We start from the raw sequence: 17,435 nt of genomic DNA, 5'->3' as shown, positions 1-17,435 counted from the left end.
CACGTTGAAAGGCCCTCCTCGGGGAAGGATCCGCCATGCTCACGTTCGACCGAAAACCGTGCTCCTCGCCAGCCCGTTCCCCCGACCCGATGACGGCGTCGCAGCGCGCGGTGCGGTCGCCGTCGGTGAGCCCGCCCCGGTTCCGGCTGGCCTCACCGGGCGAGGGCGGCGCCGCCGGCCGGCTCGATCTCGCCCGCTTCCGCATCACGCCGCCGGTCCAGCGCAAGCCGACCATCAGCGCGCCGGGAGACGCGTCCGAGCGCGAGGCGGACGAGGTGGCGGAGCGCGTGATGCGGATGGCCGATCCTGCGCCCATCGGCGCGGCGCCCGCGGCGGTGCAGCGCAAGTGCGCGGCGTGCGAGGACGAGGAGGACGCGGCGATCCAGACCAAGCGTGCGCCCGCCGCGAACGCCGGGGCGGCGCTGGACGGGGAGGCCGCCGTCCGCGCGGCGAGGCGCGGTGGAGAGCCGCTGCCAAGGGCGGTGCGCGAGCTCTTCGAGCCGCGGTTCGGGTACGATTTCGGCGATGTGCGCGTGCACGTCGGCGGCGACGCGGCGAGCGCGGCGCGCGCCGTGGAGGCGCGGGCGTACACCACGGGGCGCGATATCGTGTTCGGCGCCGGCGAGTATGCGCCGGCCACCCTCGAGGGCCAAAGGCTCCTCGCGCACGAGCTGACCCACGTCGTTCAGCAAGCCTCCTTCGCCTCGCGGCCCTCGGGTCTGTCGGGCGCGCGCCCCGCCCGGATCGCCCGCCAGCCGGCGCCGTCCGCGGACGGCGAGGTAACGAACTTGCTCGGCGACGCCCTCGCCACGGCGATCGTCGAGGAGCGCTTCGCGTTCGTCTTCGCCGAGCTCGACATGCGCGACATGAAGCCGATGCTCGACGTGCTCGATCGGCTCGCCGCCGCGGAGATCGAAGTCCTGATCGCGCACTGCCACGCGCCGCACACCGACGGTCGCTTCGCCGAGCGGCTGCGCGCGGCGCTCACCACGGTCTGGATCGCCAAGGGCGGCGGCAGCGCCGGCATGGAGGTGGTCAAGAGCGGCGTCGAGGCGATCGCACAGACCGCGCAGACCGCGGCCATCGTCGCATACCTGAAGGCGCACGCCGCGACGGAGGACGCCAGGATCCTGCTTCATCAGCTCTCGCCCGAGGCCGACGAGGCGCCCAGGGGCGCGGCCGGCGCGGCCGAAGGCGGCGTCCTCTCGGCCTTCAAGCAGGCGGTGCGCAAGAGGGCGCTTGCCGCGCTCGAGGGCAACCTGACGGCGATCGAGCGGGAAGAGGCCAAGTACGCGGACACGCGCGAGGAGAGCGCGGCCTGGGCGAGGCTGCGCGAGATCGTCAAGCCGATGCTCGCCCGCGACCGCCAGCTCAAGCAGGCAGCGGAGGACTTCGACGCGCAGGCGGCGAGGGCGGGGGAGGCGGCGCGCGCGGTCGCTGCCCTGGTGGAGAGGAGCGAGGGAGAGGGGGGCGCCGAGGGGGGGCGCGCCGATTCTCCCATGGACCACGCGAGCGCGCTCCTCGACGAGCAGGCGCAGCTCGCCGCTCCACTGCAGGGCGCCGAGGAAGGGGCGCCGGCAGAGCGCGCGCGCGAGGCGGACGTCTCCGACGCGCAGGGGGAGCTCGAGGCGAGCGCGGCGCTGTGGAAGCAGAGGGCGGCGAGCGCGCGCGCGGCGCGCCAGGCCTTGCGCGCGGCGTATCCGATCCTGGCCGCGGGGGATCTCCTGCACGACGAAGGGCAGGAGGGCGCGTCGGGCGCGAGCGCGAAAGGCGCGGACACGAACGAGCAGCTGCTCGCGAAGATCCGGGTGCGGGTGTTTGGCGCGAGCCGCGAGGCCATCGCCAGGACCAAGGAGCGGATCCTGAGCGACAGCGTGCCGCTCGACGAGCTCGGGCCGATCGTGCGGGAGGTCGAGCGGGAGATGCGCCTCGGCGACCCGGCGCGCGCGCAGGACAAGGCGATCGTCGACGGATGGATCGCGCAGACGCGGAGCCGGGAGCGCACCCTCCAGATCGCCGTCGCGGGCGCGGCGGTCGCCTTCGGCATCGCGGCCATCGTGACCGGCGGCGCGGCGGCGGTGATGCTCGGGCTCATCGGCTCCACGGTCGGGCTGGCAGGCGCGATCCACGACGTCCGGCGCGCCGGCGCGCTGAGCGACGCGGCGACCGCCGGCGACATCGGCGCCCCGCTGCTCGACGATCCGGACGCGGCCAAGGCGGCCTACCACATGGCGCTCGTCGACCTGGTCCTGAGCGGCATCGACTTCGCGGTCGCGCTCAAGCAGGCCAGGTCGATGGCCACGGTGATGGCGCCGGAGCGCGCGGCCGGGAGGGGCGCCGGCGGCGGCGCCAGGGCCGCCGGGGGCGCGACCGCCGACGTGACCCGCGAGCAGCTGGCCGCGGAGCTCGACTACCTCGCGAGGAACGCGAAGAACCCCAAGGTCGTCCGGGGCGAGCCGCCGCGCCGCACCGCCCGCCTCGGCGAGCACGACTGGATCGAGCAGCCGGGCGGCGGGTGGTGCCGCTACTCGACAAAGCCGGCATGCACCCCGCAGAACGGCATCCCCGGAACGCTCCGAGCTGCCCCGATGGCCGAGTTCAAGCCGCAGACGCGGATCCTCGACCCGGCCGACTTCGAGAAGGTCGGCGACGTGAAACAAGGCCTCAACCCGGACAAGATCAGGCTTCGGCAGCGATCGACCGGCAAGGAGTACCTGTTCAAGCCGGCCTCGGCGGAGCAGGAGGCCAACTGGGGAAACAGCATGGGCATCTTGGCCGGCGACCGCGCCCGGAAGACGCCTGCAGCAGCAGAGCTGGCCGAGCGGCTCGGGATCCCGACGCCGAAGGCCGATCTCGTGGATTACGGCGGGGAGATCGGCTCGCTCCAGGACTGGCAGCATGATCTGGACCAGGGGGAGTCCCTGAAGGAGCTACTCACGCTCAACCAGGCGCGCTACGCCGAGGTAAAGGCGTCACAGCTGAAGAAGGACCTCGACACCTTCAATTATTTCATCGGCGCCATGGACTCGCACGAAGGCGACATGATCGTGTTCGTCGACAGCGTCGGAAAGCCGAGCCGGATCGTCCAGCTCGATAATGACATATCGCTGGGACCGCTGCCCACGCGGTACCCGTACCTGGGCAAAGCCCTCCCGGGCTACCACGAGCCTCTCCCGGGCGTCATCAGCAAGGATCTGTACGACAGGCTCTCCGCGATGAGCACGGCCAGCGGCCAGGCGGACGTGCGAAAAGCCTTGCAGGCCTGGCTGACCGAGAAGGAAATGGACAGCGCCTTCATCCGGTTGAACGAGATCCTCGACAGGGTCAAGGCAGGAACAATCAAGGTAGAGTGAGAGCAAGATGGCCAAGGTCAAATTCGTGGAGCTCCACCTCGTCAGGGCGCACCAGGAGGTCGTCCCGCTGGCTCGCTTCGTCCTCGGGTCGGAGGGCCCTCCCGTGCGGGTCGTGAAGCTCCACCCGAAGTGCATGAACGCGGTGGGCGACATCCTCGAGCAAGGGCTGCCCAGCTACGAGCGCGTCTACACCCTCGAGGATGGGCTCGATTTCCTGAAGGCCTTGCGGCGGACCTATCACTCCCTTCGGTACTACGCGACCGAGGTCGCCGAGATGGACGAAGAGGAGGCGCTCCGTGGCTGCGAGGACGCCGAGGGGTAACGCGCGGGCCCACCGCGTGGCGCGCGGTCGCCTGGCTCGGCACGCACACCCCCTGAAAGAAGTCAACCCACACGCCCCCACGCCGCCGCCGTCCGCGGGCGACGTCGCGCGGGTCCGTCCCGCACCGCCGCGCCGCCGCCTTCCGCACAGCCCGCCGGGACCCTCGCCCAGCGACGCGTGGTAGCTTCACCCGCGCCCGCACGAGGCCGTGCGGCCACCCGTCATCGAGGAGATCATGAAGCGAGAGAAGCGACTGACCAAGCGCGAGCGGAAGGCGCTCGCGCCCGCGCGCCCGGCGCAGCCCCACGAGCACAAGCACATCCACTGCGTCGCCTGCGGCAAGCACCTCGACGCGGAGGAGTTCCTCGCGCAAGGGACGGCGACCTGGATCCAGTGCCTGCACAAGTCGCGCTTCGCCACCTGTGTCGAGTGCGTCGAGATCTCGAAGCGCCTCCTCGCCGAGCACGACCGCACCGGACAGCCCGTGCAGTCCGCTCAGGCATGGCACTGAGCGACCGACCCCAGCCGACGCGCCCGCGCGGCCACGCTCGAGCACGCCCGCACAGCCACGCCTGAGCACGCCCGTACCGCAGAGGGGCGCCCTGGACAGGGCGTCCCGGGAACCCACTCGCCATCTCCTGCTCTCCCGGAAACGAAAGCGCGTCTCGCACCACACTCCCGCGCTGGCCCGTGCGGTGTCCCACGTGCGCCGCCTCTCATTGCAGCTGTCGCTCGGTGTCGTACACCCGCGCTGGTCCGCCCGGCGTCCCGCGGCGCCCCGCCGATCAGCGCGCGCCCTCGACGGCGACGCGTAACCTTGCTCGCTCTCCCGCGCGGCCGTCCACCCCGGATACGCTTGCGCTCGGGGCCCTTTCCGTCAATGGTTTGCGCCCCATTCATCTCTCTCGGAGGATCTGCATGACGAAACCAATCCGCCGCGCGGGCGTCATCGGCGCGGGCGTCATGGGCAGCGGCATCGCCGCCCACTTCGCGAACGCCGGCATCGAGGTCCTGCTCCTCGATATCGTGCCCCCGAACCTCACCGACGCCGAAAAGAAGGACCCGGCCGCCCGCAGCAGGTTCGCCGCAGGCGGGCTCGAGAAGGCCCTCAAGGCCAGGCCCGCCGCGTTCTTCCACCCGTCGAACGCCCGCCTCGTGCGCACAGGCAACACCGAAGACCACTTCGCCGAGCTCGCCCAATGCGACCTCGTTATCGAGGCCATCATCGAGAAGATGGAGCCGAAGCGCGCCCTCTTCGCGCGGCTCGAAGAGGTCTTGCGGCCCGACGCGGTCGTGGCGTCGAATACGTCCGGGCTGCGCATCGAGGAGATGATGCAAGGGCGCTCCGCGGACTTCCGCAAGCGATTCCTCGTCATGCACTTCTTCAACCCGGTCCGGTACATGAAGCTCCTCGAGCTCGTCGTCGGGCCCGACACCGATCCCGCCGTCGTCGCGCGCGTGCGGAAGCTCGGCGAGGACGTGCTCGGAAAGGGCCTCGTCTTCGGCAAGGACACCCCGAACTTCGTCGGCAATCGCATCGGCACCCACGCGATGCTGACCGCCATCCACCTCATGATCGAGGACGGCCTCGCGCCGGAAGACGTCGACGCCATCACCGGCGTCGCCATGGCCCACCCGAAGAGCGCGAGCTTCAGGACTGGCGATATCGTCGGGCTCGACACCCTCGTCCACGTCGCCGACAACTGTTACTCGTCGCTCGAGCGCGACGAGGACCGCGACGTCTTCAAGGTGCCCGCCTACATGCGGAAGATGATCGAGGCGAAGCTGCTCGGCGACAAGACCAAGGGCGGCTTCTACCGCAAGGCCAAGGAAGGCCTGGAGACGCTCGACCCGGCCAAGCTCGAGTACCGCCCCCACGGCGGCGACGAGGCCATCAAGAAGGCCACGAGGTCGTGCGAGAAGATCGAGGACCCCGCCGCGCGCGTGAAGAAGCTCGCCAGCGACCCCGGCAAGGCCGGGCAGTTCGCCTGGAAGGTGCTCTCCCGCTCGCTGGCGTACACGGCGCGGCGCGTCGGCGAGATCGCCGACAGCATCGTGGCGATCGATGACGCCATGCGCTGGGGGTACAACTGGGAGCTCGGGCCGTTCCAGACCTGGGACGCGCTCGGGTTCGCCGAGACCGTCGAGCGCATGCAGAAGGACGGCATCAAGCTGCCCGAGGCGATCCTCCGCATGAAGCAGAGCGGGGCGACGTCGTTCTACCGCGCCGATGGGGCGGTGTTCGATCTGCTCAAGGGGGAGTACGTCGCCCGGCCCGTCGATCCGCGCAACGTGACGCTCGCCGGCGCGCGCGCGGCCGCGAAGGGCGCGAAGGCCGTGCTCGCCAACGACGGCGCGGAGGCCTGGGACCTCGGCGACGGCGTGCTCGGCGTCACCTTCAAGACCAAGGCGAACAGCCTCGATCCGGACTCGATCGGGATGCTCTCGCTCGCGGCCGAGAAGGCCGAGCAGGACTTCCGCGCGCTCGTGGTCTTCAACCAGGGCGAGCACTTCTGCGTCGGCGCCAACCTGTTCCTCGTGGCCATGGCCGCGGGCAACAAGGACTGGGACGCGATCCGCAAGATGGTGAAGGCGTACCAGGACGCGACCCAGCGGCTGAAGTACGCGAGCGTGCCGGTCGTGGCCGCGCCCTACGGGATGACCCTCGGCGGCGGCCTCGAGCTCTGCTTCGCCTGCGACGCGGTGCAGGCCGCGGCCGAGACGTACGCGGGGCTCGTCGAGGTCGGCGTCGGCCTGATCCCGGGCGGCGCGGGGACGCTCAACATGCTCTGGCGCGCGCTGGAGGGGATCCCCGAGGGCGTGACGGTGCCGACGTACGACATCGTGACGCAGGTCTTCAAGAACATCGCCCTCGCCAAGGTCGCGACAAGCGCGGACGAGGCGAAGGCGCTCGGCTTCTTCCGCAAGACGGACGGCGTCTCGTTCGACAGGGCCCGCCAGCTGTACGAGGTGAAGGCGCGCGCGATCGGGCTGGCCGAGGCCGGCTACCACGCGCCCGTGCCGCGCGCCTACAAGCTGCCGGGCGAGAGCGGGATCGCGACGCTGCAGATGATGATCGACACGCTCGTCGCCGGCGGCCACGCCAGCGAGCACGATGCGAAGATCGCGCGCAAGCTCGCCGAGGTGCTCTGCGGCGGCGCCGGCGGCGCGGCGCGCGAGGTGACCGAGGGCGAGATCCTCGAGCTCGAGCGCGAGGCGTTCGTCAGCCTGTGCGGCGAGCCCAAGAGCGCCGAGCGTATGCAGTACATGCTGATGAACAACAAGCCCCTCCGGAACTAGGTGAACGCCATGGTCGACGTCGTAATTGCAGAGGCCGTCCGCTCGGCCGTTGGCCGGGCCCACAAAGGGTCGCTCGCGCTGAAGCGCCCCGACGAGCTCGCCGGCGAGGTCGTCGCCGCGCTGCTCCAGCGCGTCCCCCAGGTGAAGCCGGAGGACGTCGAGGACCTCGTCCTCGGCTGCGCCATGCCGGAAGGTGAGCAGGGGCTCAACATCGCGCGCGTCGTCTCGCTCCTCGGCGGGATGGCGCAGGAAGGGTCCGCGATCACCATCAACCGCTTCTGCTCGAGCGGGCTCCAGGCGATCGCGAGCGCGGCGGGCAGCATCGCGATGGGATCGCTCGACATCGCCGTCGCCGGCGGCGTCGAGTCGATGACGATGGTGCCGATGACCGGCAACAAGCTGAGCGCGTCGCCGGAGGCGATGGAGCGGTGTCCGACGGTGTACACGCCGATGGGCATCACCGCGGAGAACGTGGCGAACCGCTTCCAGGTGAGCCGCGCCGACCAGGACGCGTTCGCGCTGAAGAGCCACCAGAAGGCGGCGGCGGCGCGCGCGGCCGGGCGCTTCGAGGACGAGATCGTCACCGTGAAGGGGGTGCGCTTCGAGAACGGCAAGCGCGCGACCTTCGACTTCCGCACCGATGAGCTGATCCGCAAGGAGACGACGGCGGAGGCGCTCGCGGGGCTGAAGCCGGCGTTCTCGGCGAAGGGGAGCGTCACGCCGGGCAACAGCTCGCCGCTGTCGGACGGCGCTGCCGCCGCGCTCGTGATGAGCAAGGCGAAGGCGGACGCGCTCGGGGTGAAGCCGCTCGGGTACTTCCGGGCGTTCGTGACCGTCGGCGTCGATCCCGCCATCATGGGCATCGGCCCGGTGCCCGCGGTGCGCAAGCTGCTCGCGAGGACGGGGCTGAAGATGGCCGACATCGACCTCTTCGAGGTCAACGAGGCGTTCGCGTCGCAGGCCGTCTACGTGCAGCGGACGCTCGAGATCCCCGAGGAGAAGCTCAACGTGAACGGCGGCGCGATCGCGCTCGGCCACCCGCTCGGGTGCACCGGCGCGAAGCTCACCGCGACCGCGCTCTACGAGCTGCGCCGGCGCGGCGGCCGGTACGCCGTCGTGACGATGTGTATCGGCGGCGGCATGGGCGCGGCCGGCCTCATCGAGCTGGCCGGCGCGACAGCGCGCGCCTGATCCCAGCGCGCCGATCCCGCCTCGCCCATCCCGTCGCCTCGATCCCGTCGACAGCCGCCCCGCCGCGGCCCGAGCCCCGCGCTCCGGCTTTCCCGCGGCGGGGCGATGGCCTATAGATCGCCCATGCCGAGCCACCTGACGACCTTTCAGGGGTCGATCCCCGAGGCCCTGAAGCAGGCCATCGAAGCGAAGATCGAGGGTTCCACCGCCGAGGTGACCGGCGGCGGGGGCCACTTCAACCTGGTCGTGACCTCGCCGGTGTTCGCCGGCAAGAGCATGCTGGAGAGCCAGCGGCTGGTCTACGGGGCGATCGCCCACCTGATGGCCGGCGACCAGGCGCCCGTCCACGCGATCGACAGCCTGAAAACGCGCACCCCCTGAACGAGCGGGTGCGAGCGGGTGCGCCCCGCTCGGCGGGCGGCAGTCAGCCGTCGTCCTCGACGTGGCAGGTGCTGCTGCAGCCGTCACCGCTGGTGGTGTTGCCGTCGTCGCACTCCTCCGGGCCCGCCTCGATGCCGTCGCCGCAGACGGGGGCGCAGGCGCTGGCTGCCCCAACCTTCCACGGAATACTCCGCTCCGATCGTCCGGACAACTTCGCCCTACCCGGACGTCCCGGCGTTCGGCCGCGCGGTCCGCCGGCGCGCATCAGCGCGCATCTCCTCATGATTCCGGCGGATCGCGGGCCCTCGCGAGGGAGCGGCGGGCGCGCGCCGCTCCCGGGCTGAGCGCCTGGCGCCGGGCGCGCGGCGGGCCGCGTGGCACTCGCGTGGCAGGTCGCGGGGCAGGTCGCGGGGCAGGCCAACCACGCGCCGCGATCGCTCGCGCCGCGCGCTGGCCGCGTCGTCTGTTTGACACCGGAATTCGCGCGATGGTACGTGGCGCCGGGCGCCCCACGCGCTGGCCTGATAGCGACCTCACACGATCCCGAGGACCCTCCCATGACGCCTCGTTCCCCGTTGCTCCCCGCCGAACCGCCGCTCCCAGGCGCTCCTGGGGCGAACGACGCCCGGCTCCCGGCCCAGGCGCGCCCCGGCCGAGCCTCCCGCCTCGGCGCCGGGCTGCTCTCCTTCGTCCTCGGCGCAGCGATGACCGCCGCCGCCGCGGGCGACGCCGCGGCCCAGACGCGCACGGGAGACGGCGCCAACGGCGACGGCATGGACCTGCACCTGTTCCGGCCGGCGGTCGACTCCAAGGGGCTCTTCTCCGTCAACGGGGCGGACATCCTCGGCGCGAACGACATCAGCCTGGGGCTCGTGCTCGATTACGGGCACAACATCCTGCCGCTCACCAAGAACGACCGGGGAACGGACGTGATGCTCAATCACGCGTTCCAGGGGACGTTCCAGTTCGATTACGGCATCGCTAACTTCCTGGTCGTCGGGCTCTCGGTCCCGGTGGTGCTCAACGGGGGCAAGCCGGTCGACGACATCGGCCCGGGCGGCAGCGCCAACTACAACGACGACTCGCTCGACGCGGAGGCGCTCGGCAACCTGGCGATCCACGCGAAGGCGCGCATCCTCCGCCCCGATCAGGACGTGATCGGGCTCGCGGTGATCGCCCAGGCCGGGATCGGCGTCGGCGGGAGCCAGGACTTCGCGTCGGACCCGGGGTTCTTCTTCTGGCCGCAGCTCGTGCTGGAGAAGCGGCTCGGCACGACCAACCCGTTCCGGATCGCGGCGAACGTCGGCTACCGCGGCCACGCAGGGAAGAACCCCGTGTTCGGCCTGCGCCAGGACGGCGCGACCTTCCAGCTGGAGCACGGGGACCTCGAGTACTCCGACCTGATCACCGCCGGGGCCGGCATGAGCTACCGCGTCCTCACGCCGCTCGACCTCGTGGTCGAGACCTACCTGACCCAGCAGGTGGGCGGCGGCGACAGCGCCAAGCAGAAGCTGTCGGCCGAGGCGATCGGGGGCATCAAGCTCTTCATCGAGCGGAACAGCTTCCTCATGCTCGGCGCCGGCGTCGGCTACACGCCCGGGTTCCAGTCCGCGGCGCAGCGCGCGACCATCGGGTTCGTCTTCGAGCCGTCGATCGGCGATCGGGACGGCGACGGCATCAAGGACGACCAGGACGACTGCCCCGACGAGCCCGAGGACTACGACGGCTTCCAGGACACGAAGGCCGACTCGCCCCCCGGGAAGTACGGCTGCCCGGATCCGGACAACGACGAGGACGGCATCCTCGACATTGACGACCGCTGCCCGAACAACCCGGAGGACCGCGACGGCGACGAGGACGACGACGGCTGCCCGGAGGGGAGCGACGGCGATCGCGACGGCGACGGCATCCTCGACTCGCGCGACAAGTGCCCGGACGACCCGGAGGACCGCGACGGCTTCCAGGACAAGGACGGCTGCCCGGATCCGGACAACGACAAGGACGGCATCCCCGACAAGTCCGACCAGTGCCCGAACGACCCCGAGGACAGGGACGACTTCGAGGACGAGGACGGGTGCCCGGAGCCCGACAACGACAGGGACGGCATCCCGGACGTGGCCGACAAGTGCCCGAACGATCCGGAGACGTTCAACGGCCTCGAGGACGAGGACGGGTGCCCGGACAAGGGCAGCGTCGTGATCGAGGAGAACAACATCGTCATCCTCGAGAAGATCCAGTTCGCGACCGGCAGCGCCGAGATCCTCCCGGAGTCGTTCGGCATCGTGCAGGCGGTGGCCGAGACGCTGAAGCACCACCCGGAGTTCACGATGATCGAGGTGCAGGGGCACGCCGACGAGCGCTCGGCCGACGCGTACAACCTCAAGCTGACCCAGGCCCGCGCGGACGCGGTCGCCGCGGCGCTGGCGCAGCGCGGCGTCAACAAGAACAGCGTTCGCTCGATGGGCTACGGCGAGTACTGCCCGATCGATCCGGCCCACAACGCGGCCGCCTGGGAGAAGAACCGGCGCGTCGAGTTCAAGGTCGTGCGGACCGACAAGGGGCCGACCAACGTGGAGCTCGGCTGCGCCCTGGCCCGCTCCAAGGGCGTCGTCCCGCCGCCTCCCTGAGCGGAGACGCGGCGCCGCCCGGAGCAGGACCGCGGCGCCGCCGATCTGGACAGGACCGGTCGGGCCGGGAGAGAGTGAGCCCATGAAGGCCCGCGCCAGGCGCTCCGCCGCCACCACGCTCGCCGCCGCGGCGGTCGCCATGATGGCGAGCGGCTGCATCAACACCGACGCGGCCGTGTTCGTCGAGCCGTCCATCGCGGCGCCCGAGGCGACCGTCTCGGCGAATGCGCTCGGGACCGGCCTGACGGCGAGCTTCGCGCTGCAGCTCCACCTGAGCGCGCGGGCCAGCGGGCCCAGCCGCGTCGCGGTGCGCACCTTCGCGATCACGAGCGCCGATCAGAAGACCTCGATCGTCGAGCCGCTCCCCGTCGAGACCACGGCGGTGCTGCCGGTCGAGGTCGCTCCGGACAGCGACGTCACCGTGGCGTTCACCGTCGATACCGGCGCTCAGGGCGGGACGCTCAAGGCTGACGCCGCGGCGGCGCTCTGCGCCCCGGAGGGGATCCGCATCACGGGCGCGATCGAGGACTCGCTGGAGGACGGGGCGACGCCGGTCGCCTCCGCGGTGTTCCACCCGGTCTGCCCGTGATGCGGCGCACGCCCGCCGCCCTGGCGCGCTCGCCGGCATTGCCCGGCGTCAGCGCGCGCGCGGCGCGCTAAAATGCCCGCCATGGCGCCTCGAGAGATCACCCCCCCTCCGGAGACCGCGGCGGACCGAGCGGTCGGGTCCCCGGAAAACGCCGACGCGAGCGGCGGCGACGCGCTCCGTTCCACGAACGGCGGGGGCGGAGAGGGGCTCGCGCTCGACGAGGCAGGGCTCGCGGCGCTCCGGCGCGCGGTGGCCGCGTGGCGCGCGGGCCCGGTCGCCGAGGCGTCGGCGCGCTTCCCGCCGCGGAGCGAGCGCTTCACCACGTGGAGCGGCATCGACGTCCCCGACCTCGCGACCCCGGCCGACGCGCCGGTCGACCACGCGGCGGATCTCGGACTGCCCGGGGAGTACCCGTTCACGCGGGGCGTCCAGCCGACGATGTACCGCGGCAGGCTCTGGACGATGCGGATGTTCGCGGGCTTCGGCACGCCGGAGCAGACGAACGCGCGGTTCAAATACCTGCTCGCAGAGGGCCAGACGGGCCTGTCGACCGCCTTCGATTTCCCGACCCTCATGGGCTACGACTCCGACTCTCCGCGGTCGCTCGGCGAGGTGGGGATGTGCGGTGTCGCGGTCGACACGCTCCGCGACATGGAGGCGCTCTTCGACGGCATCCCGCTCGACCAGGTGACGACGTCGATGACCATCAACGGCCCCGCCGCCGTGCTGCTCGCGTTCTATATCGCGCTCGCCGACAAGCGCGGGATCCCGCGGAGCCGCATCGGCGGCACCGTGCAGAACGACTGCCTCAAGGAGTTCATCGCCCAGCACGCCTGGCTCGTCCCGCCGCGCCCGGCGATGCGCGTCGTGACCGACATGATCGAGTTCTGCGCGCGCGAGGTGCCGCGGTGGAACTCGGTGTCGATCAGCGGCTACCACATCCGGGAGGCGGGCTCGACCGCCGCGCAGGAGCTCGCGTTCACGCTCGCGGACGGGCTCGCCTACGTCGAGAGCTGCGTCGCGCGCGGCCTCGACGTCGACGCCTTCGCGCCGCGCCTGTCGTTCTTCTTCGACGTCCACAGCGACTTCTTCGAGGAGATCGCGAAGTTCCGCGCCGCGCGCCGCATGTGGGCGCGGTTCCTCAAGGTGCGGTACGGGGCGAAGAAGGCCGAGAGCATGAAGCTCCGGACGCACGCGCAGACGGCCGGCGTGTCGCTGACGGCGCAGCAGCCGTACAACAACGTGGTCCGCGTCTCGCTCCAGGCGCTCGCCGCCGTGCTCGGCGGCACCCAGTCGCTCCACACGAACTCGCTCGACGAGACGTACGCGCTCCCGACCGAGGAGAGCGTGACCATCGCCCTCCGGACCCAGCAGATCATCGCCCACGAGAGCGGGGTCGCGAACACCATCGATCCGCTCGGCGGGAGCTACTATGTGGAGTGGCTCACGGACCGCCTGGAGAAGGAGGCCCTCGAGTACATCCAGCGGATCGACGAGATGGGCGGGATGGTGGCCGCCATCGAGAAGGGGTATCCGCAGCGCGAGATCGCCGCCTCGGCCTACAGGTTTCAACGAGAGCTGGAATCGAACGAGCGGATCATGGTGGGCGTCAACCGCTACGCCGCGGTGGGCGAGAAGACGATCCCCCTCCTCCGGATCGACGAGGAGGTGCAGCGCGTCCAGTGCGAGAACCTGGCCCGGGTCAAGGCCCAGCGCGACCAGGACCGGGTGCGGCGCGCCCTGGCCGACGTGAGGAGCGCCGCGCGCGGCCGTGACAACCTGATGCCGCCCCTCATCGCGGCGGCCAGCGCCTACGCGACCGAGCAGGAGATCTGCGACGTGCTGCGCGACGTCCTGGGGACCTACAGCGATCCGGCCGAGTTCTGAGCGCGCGGGAACGCGCGGGTGAACGTGCGGGTAAACGCGCGGGTGAACGCGCGGGTAATCGCGCGGGTAAACGCGCGGGAACGCGCGGGAACGCGCGGGATCGCGCGGGCAGGAGCGAGCGCGCGCGCGGCTTGCTGCGGTGCGCCGCGGCCCCGGCGTGCGCATCCGATCAGGTCGCGGGCGGCGCGGTGGCCGGGGAATCCCTCGATTCGTCAGGTTGACACTTCTCTACGTCGGCCGGTAGAGTGCGCCGGCGTCAGGTTGCCGCAGTCGCGGCTCATCCGTGGCGCCGCCGTACGGTCTGCTGTTGTCGCTGCGCTGCGGCGCTGCGAGCTGTCGGTCGAGTGAGAGGATCGTCGTGGGCGACCGAGGTCGCCGCGTAGGAGCAAGCTTATGAAGAGTCGATCCATGTCGCGCCGCATTTTTGCCCTTTCGGCGCTCGTCCTATCTGTCGGCGCCACGGCGGCCTGCGACAACAAGTCCGAGTCCGGCGGCACGGCGCCCGCGGGCTCGGCCGGTGCCGCGGCCGGGCCGGCTGCGAAGGGCGATGCGAAGGGCGGCGCGAAGTTCGTCACCATCTCCAGGGAGCAGCAGGCGTCCTGGGTTCGTAACTTCAACCCCCTTCTCGGCGAGGGGGCCACGCGCTTCCCCACCGTCGCGGGCATCTACGAGCCCATGATCGTGTACAACACGATGAAGGGCGAGTACGTCCCGTGGCTCGCCACGAAGTACGAGTGGAGCGACGCGAACAAGAAGCTCACCTTCACGACCCGCTCCGAAGTCAAGTGGTCTGACGGACAACCCTTCTCGGCGAAGGACGTCGCGTTCACGTTCGGGCTCCTCAAGAAGTTCCCGGCGCTCGATCTCACGGGCGTGTGGAAGCTCGTCGACTCGGTCGAGGCCAAGAACGACACCACGGTCGAGTTCGTCTTCAAGGAGGCGTTCGTCCCCGGCCTCACCTACATCGGCCATCAGCCGATCGTGCCGGAGCACAAGTGGAAGGACGTCGCCGACCCGGTCACGTTCACGAACGAGAACCCGGTCGCGACGGGGCCCTTCACCGAGGTGAAGACCTTCCAGAACCAGATCTACGAGCTCGGCAAGAACCCGAACTACTGGCAGAAGGGCAAGCCGGCGGTCGAGGGCCTGCGCTTCCCGGCGTACCCGGGCAACGACCAGGCGAACCTGGCGCTCATCAACGGCGAGGTCGACTGGGCCGGCAACTTCGTGCCCGACATCGACAAGACCTACGTCGCCAAGGACCCGGAGAACAACCACTACTGGTTCCCGCTCGTCGGCGGCACCGTGACCATCTACCCGAACGCCACGAAGAAGCCGTTCAACGACATCAAGCTGCGCAAGGCCATCAGCATGGCCATCGACCGCGCCCAGATCGCGAAGGTCGCGGTCAACGGCTACACGGTCGGCGCGGACGGGACCGGGCTCGACGACGCCTACGGGCGCTGGCGCAGCGAGAAGGCCGCCGCGGCCGGCGACTGGACGACCTTCGACGTGGCCAAGGCGAACGCCCTCCTCGACGAGGCCGGCTACGCCAAGGGCGCCGACGGGATCCGCGCGAAGGACGGCAAGCCGCTGAAGTTCGACATCAACGTCGTGACCGGCTGGTCCGACTGGGTGCGCGCGGTCCAGATCACAACGCAGAGCCTGAAGGCCGTCGGCATCGAGGCCACGCTGAAGACGTACGACTTCAGCGCGTTCTTCGAGGCGCTCCAGAAGGGCACGTTCGACATGTCGATGGGCTGGACCAACACCGAGCCCACGCCGTTCAACTACTACCGCGATCTCATGGCGCCGGAGTTCGTGAAGGCCGTCGGCGAGGTCTCGAACCGCAACTGGCACCGCTTCGCCGCCAAGGAGGCCGAGCCGCTGTTCAAGAAGTTCGCGGCCGCGACGGATCCGGCGGAGCAGAAGAGCATCGTCGAGGACCTGCAGATGATCTATGCCACGCAGGTGCCGGTCATCCCGCTGTTCAAGAACCCGTCCTGGGGCGAGTACAGCACGAAGCGCTTCGTCGGGTGGCCCAGCAAGGAGAACCCGTACGCGAAGCTGTCGCCGAACAACTCGCCGGACTACCTGCTCGTCCTGACCGAGATCAAGCCGAAGTGACGGCTCCTGCGCTGCGCGCCGGGCGTCCGGCGCGCGGCGCGTGTGTCCTCGCCTAGCAGCGCTTCTCTCTCTTTTCTCTCCGACCCAGCACAAACCTTGGCCGCCGGCGGCGCCGGTGCGAAGATCGCGCTGCATGCTCCCCTCGGGCGTCCAGATTGCGCGCTTCGCTGCGCTCCTCTCCGGAGTCTTCCTCACCGCCTGCGGCGGCAACCAGCACGCGGGCGCCGCGGCGTTCTGGGAGGGCGACACCGTCGATCCCGCCGTCCCGGCGGATCAGGCGAGCGCGAAGAAGAAGGCGCCGCGCAGGGCTTTCGGCGCGCCCGACGATTTCGGCGGCGCCCCGTCGACGCCCGAGGAGCGGGCGCCCTCGGCGTGGGTGGGCGTGCGGCACGATCTCTCGCTCGCGCGCGCCGACGCGCGCAAGGAGCGCTGCAGCTGCCTGGCCGTGGAGGTGGGGGAGGCGCGCGATCCCAGGTTCCAGTGGGCGGCCGGCGCGCCGGAGACCTCGGCCAACACGCTGGCCGTCGCGCTGAGCGCGCGCGGGGTGCCCTGCCCGGGCGGCGCTCCCGACGAGGAGAGCCGGCGCCCCTCGATCTCGGCGGTCGATCAGGACGGGAACGATATCGTCATCGAGGTCGAGGAGCTGCCCGCAGGACGGCCGCTCGCGACGGGCGCCGTGATCCCGAGGCCCGCTCCGGGCGGGGCGATCTACGTGAAGGGGCGCAGCGCGAAGATCCCGTATGCGCGCGCCGCGGGCGGCGCGCGCTGCAAGGTCTACTGAGCGCCCGCGCTGCCGGGACAGGCGCTGAGCCGGGCAGACGGGCTCACTGCTGGGGAGCGCCGGCGCAGATCCAGTCGTTGATCTTCTTGATGCTGGCCTCGGGCAGGGCATTGCCCGAGTCCGGGGGGGGCATGCGCGTGTCGTCGCCGCAGAGGCCGGAGCCGCGCACCTTGTTGATGATGTAGCTCTCGCTCGGCTTGCCCGGCACGACGAGCTTCCGGCCGGTGCATTCCGTGCTGTTCCCGTTGACGAGCTCGCCATGGGCCGCGTTCGCGCGGAGATCGAGGCCGGCGGCCGCGGGGCCGGCGTTGCCGTGGCAGCCCGCGCAGGTCGTCGTCAGGATCGGCCGCACATCAGCGAAGGTCGCGGTGCCCGCGCCGCAGAGAGGGTCGCCGGCGGGAACGGAGCCGCCTTCGCCGCCTTCGCCGCCGGTCCCGGCGCCGCCGGTGCCGCCGCCCTGGCCGCCCGTGCCGACATCCGAACCGCCGGTGCCGCCGCCCTGGCCGCCCGTGCCGACATCCGAACCGCCGGTGCCGCCGCCCTGGCCGTCGGTCCCGCCGGTGCCGCCGCCCTGGCCCGCGCTGCTGCTGCTGGTGGCGCTGCCGCTGGCCGAGCTGCTGGTGCTGGTGCTGGTGCTGTTGTCGGTCTCGCCACCGTCGTCAGAGCAGGCAGCCGCCGAGAACCCGATGGTCAGACAGAGGACCAGTTGAAGTGCAGTTTTCTGGGAAAGCATGTGAGGACCCTCTTTGACGCTGTGTTCGCGCGGCGAGCGCCGCGCTGTCGATTCGCGGAGGACCCTAGATGGCATTGTGGGCATCCACAACGCATTTCATGAAGTGAAAATGGTTATCGTTATCGCGAGCTCGCGACACTGCAA

Annotated in this window: 13 protein-coding genes; 11 read left to right on the top strand and 2 right to left on the bottom strand. The window is 70.9% G+C overall.

What is annotated here, in order from left to right; all coding sequences use genetic code 11:
• The first annotated feature begins 35 nt into the window (after positions 1–35).
• From WMF22_RS41195 to WMF22_RS41170, 6 genes are all read left to right on the top strand, one after another.
• A complete protein-coding gene (locus tag WMF22_RS41195) occupies positions 36–3,353 on the top strand; it encodes an eCIS core domain-containing protein (RefSeq protein WP_438033289.1) in 3,318 nt (1,105 codons plus the stop codon).
• A 7-nt stretch (positions 3,354–3,360) separates the two neighbouring features.
• A complete protein-coding gene (locus WMF22_RS41190) occupies positions 3,361–3,675 on the top strand; it encodes a hypothetical protein (RefSeq protein ID WP_437277259.1) in 315 nt (104 codons plus the stop codon).
• 235 nt (positions 3,676–3,910) lie between these two features.
• On the top strand, positions 3,911–4,186 hold the full coding sequence (locus tag WMF22_RS41185; RefSeq protein WP_437277258.1) for a hypothetical protein: 276 nt from the start codon (positions 3,911–3,913) through the stop codon (positions 4,184–4,186).
• Positions 4,187–4,593: 407 nt separating this feature from the next.
• On the top strand, positions 4,594–6,975 hold the full coding sequence (locus WMF22_RS41180; RefSeq protein ID WP_437295393.1) for a 3-hydroxyacyl-CoA dehydrogenase/enoyl-CoA hydratase family protein: 2,382 nt from the start codon (positions 4,594–4,596) through the stop codon (positions 6,973–6,975).
• A 9-nt stretch (positions 6,976–6,984) separates the two neighbouring features.
• The gene (locus tag WMF22_RS41175; RefSeq protein WP_437295392.1) at positions 6,985–8,166 is read left to right on the top strand and encodes a thiolase family protein; all 1,182 of its coding nucleotides are present in this window, start codon (positions 6,985–6,987) and stop codon (positions 8,164–8,166) included.
• A 123-nt stretch (positions 8,167–8,289) separates the two neighbouring features.
• Positions 8,290–8,547 (top strand): BolA/IbaG family iron-sulfur metabolism protein, encoded by a 258-nt coding sequence (locus tag WMF22_RS41170; RefSeq protein WP_012240161.1) that lies wholly within the window; start codon positions 8,290–8,292, stop codon positions 8,545–8,547.
• 43 nt (positions 8,548–8,590) lie between these two features.
• Here WMF22_RS41170 and WMF22_RS41165 read toward each other — a convergent pair whose 3' ends face one another.
• Positions 8,591–8,812, bottom strand: coding sequence for a DUF4215 domain-containing protein (locus WMF22_RS41165; protein WP_438033288.1), 222 nt, complete (start codon positions 8,810–8,812; stop codon positions 8,591–8,593).
• Between the two features lie 292 nt (positions 8,813–9,104).
• Here WMF22_RS41165 and WMF22_RS41160 point away from each other — a divergent pair, with 292 nt between their 5' ends.
• The 5 genes from WMF22_RS41160 to WMF22_RS41140 all read left to right on the top strand — a co-directional run bounded on the left by WMF22_RS41160 (position 9,105) and on the right by WMF22_RS41140 (position 16,558).
• Positions 9,105–11,174, top strand: a complete 2,070-nt coding sequence (locus WMF22_RS41160) for an OmpA family protein (protein ID WP_438033287.1) — start codon at positions 9,105–9,107, stop codon at positions 11,172–11,174.
• Positions 11,175–11,256: 82 nt separating this feature from the next.
• A complete protein-coding gene (locus tag WMF22_RS41155) occupies positions 11,257–11,763 on the top strand; it encodes a hypothetical protein (protein ID WP_438033286.1) in 507 nt (168 codons plus the stop codon).
• Positions 11,764–11,844: 81 nt separating this feature from the next.
• On the top strand, positions 11,845–13,650 hold the full coding sequence (locus WMF22_RS41150) for an acyl-CoA mutase large subunit family protein (protein WP_438033285.1): 1,806 nt from the start codon (positions 11,845–11,847) through the stop codon (positions 13,648–13,650).
• 393 nt (positions 13,651–14,043) lie between these two features.
• Positions 14,044–15,777, top strand: coding sequence for an ABC transporter substrate-binding protein (locus tag WMF22_RS41145; protein WP_437295387.1), 1,734 nt, complete (start codon positions 14,044–14,046; stop codon positions 15,775–15,777).
• Positions 15,778–15,910: 133 nt separating this feature from the next.
• Complete coding sequence (locus WMF22_RS41140; protein ID WP_438033284.1) at positions 15,911–16,558, top strand: hypothetical protein; 648 nt, start codon at positions 15,911–15,913, stop codon at positions 16,556–16,558.
• 43 nt (positions 16,559–16,601) lie between these two features.
• On the opposite strand, the gene WMF22_RS41135 is transcribed toward WMF22_RS41140, so the two are convergent.
• Positions 16,602–17,291 carry a c-type cytochrome domain-containing protein gene (locus WMF22_RS41135; protein ID WP_438033283.1) on the bottom strand — a complete coding sequence of 230 codons (690 nt, stop codon included), beginning with the start codon at positions 17,289–17,291 and terminating at the stop codon, positions 16,602–16,604.
• Positions 17,292–17,435: the final 144 nt, after the last annotated feature.

This window comes from Sorangium sp. So ce204, from assembly GCF_051526795.1.
Taxonomy (GTDB): domain Bacteria; phylum Myxococcota_A; class Polyangia; order Polyangiales; family Polyangiaceae; genus Sorangium; species Sorangium cellulosum_B.
Note: the sequence above shows the minus strand (reverse complement) of the source record. Positions and strands in the feature narration are given on the sequence as shown.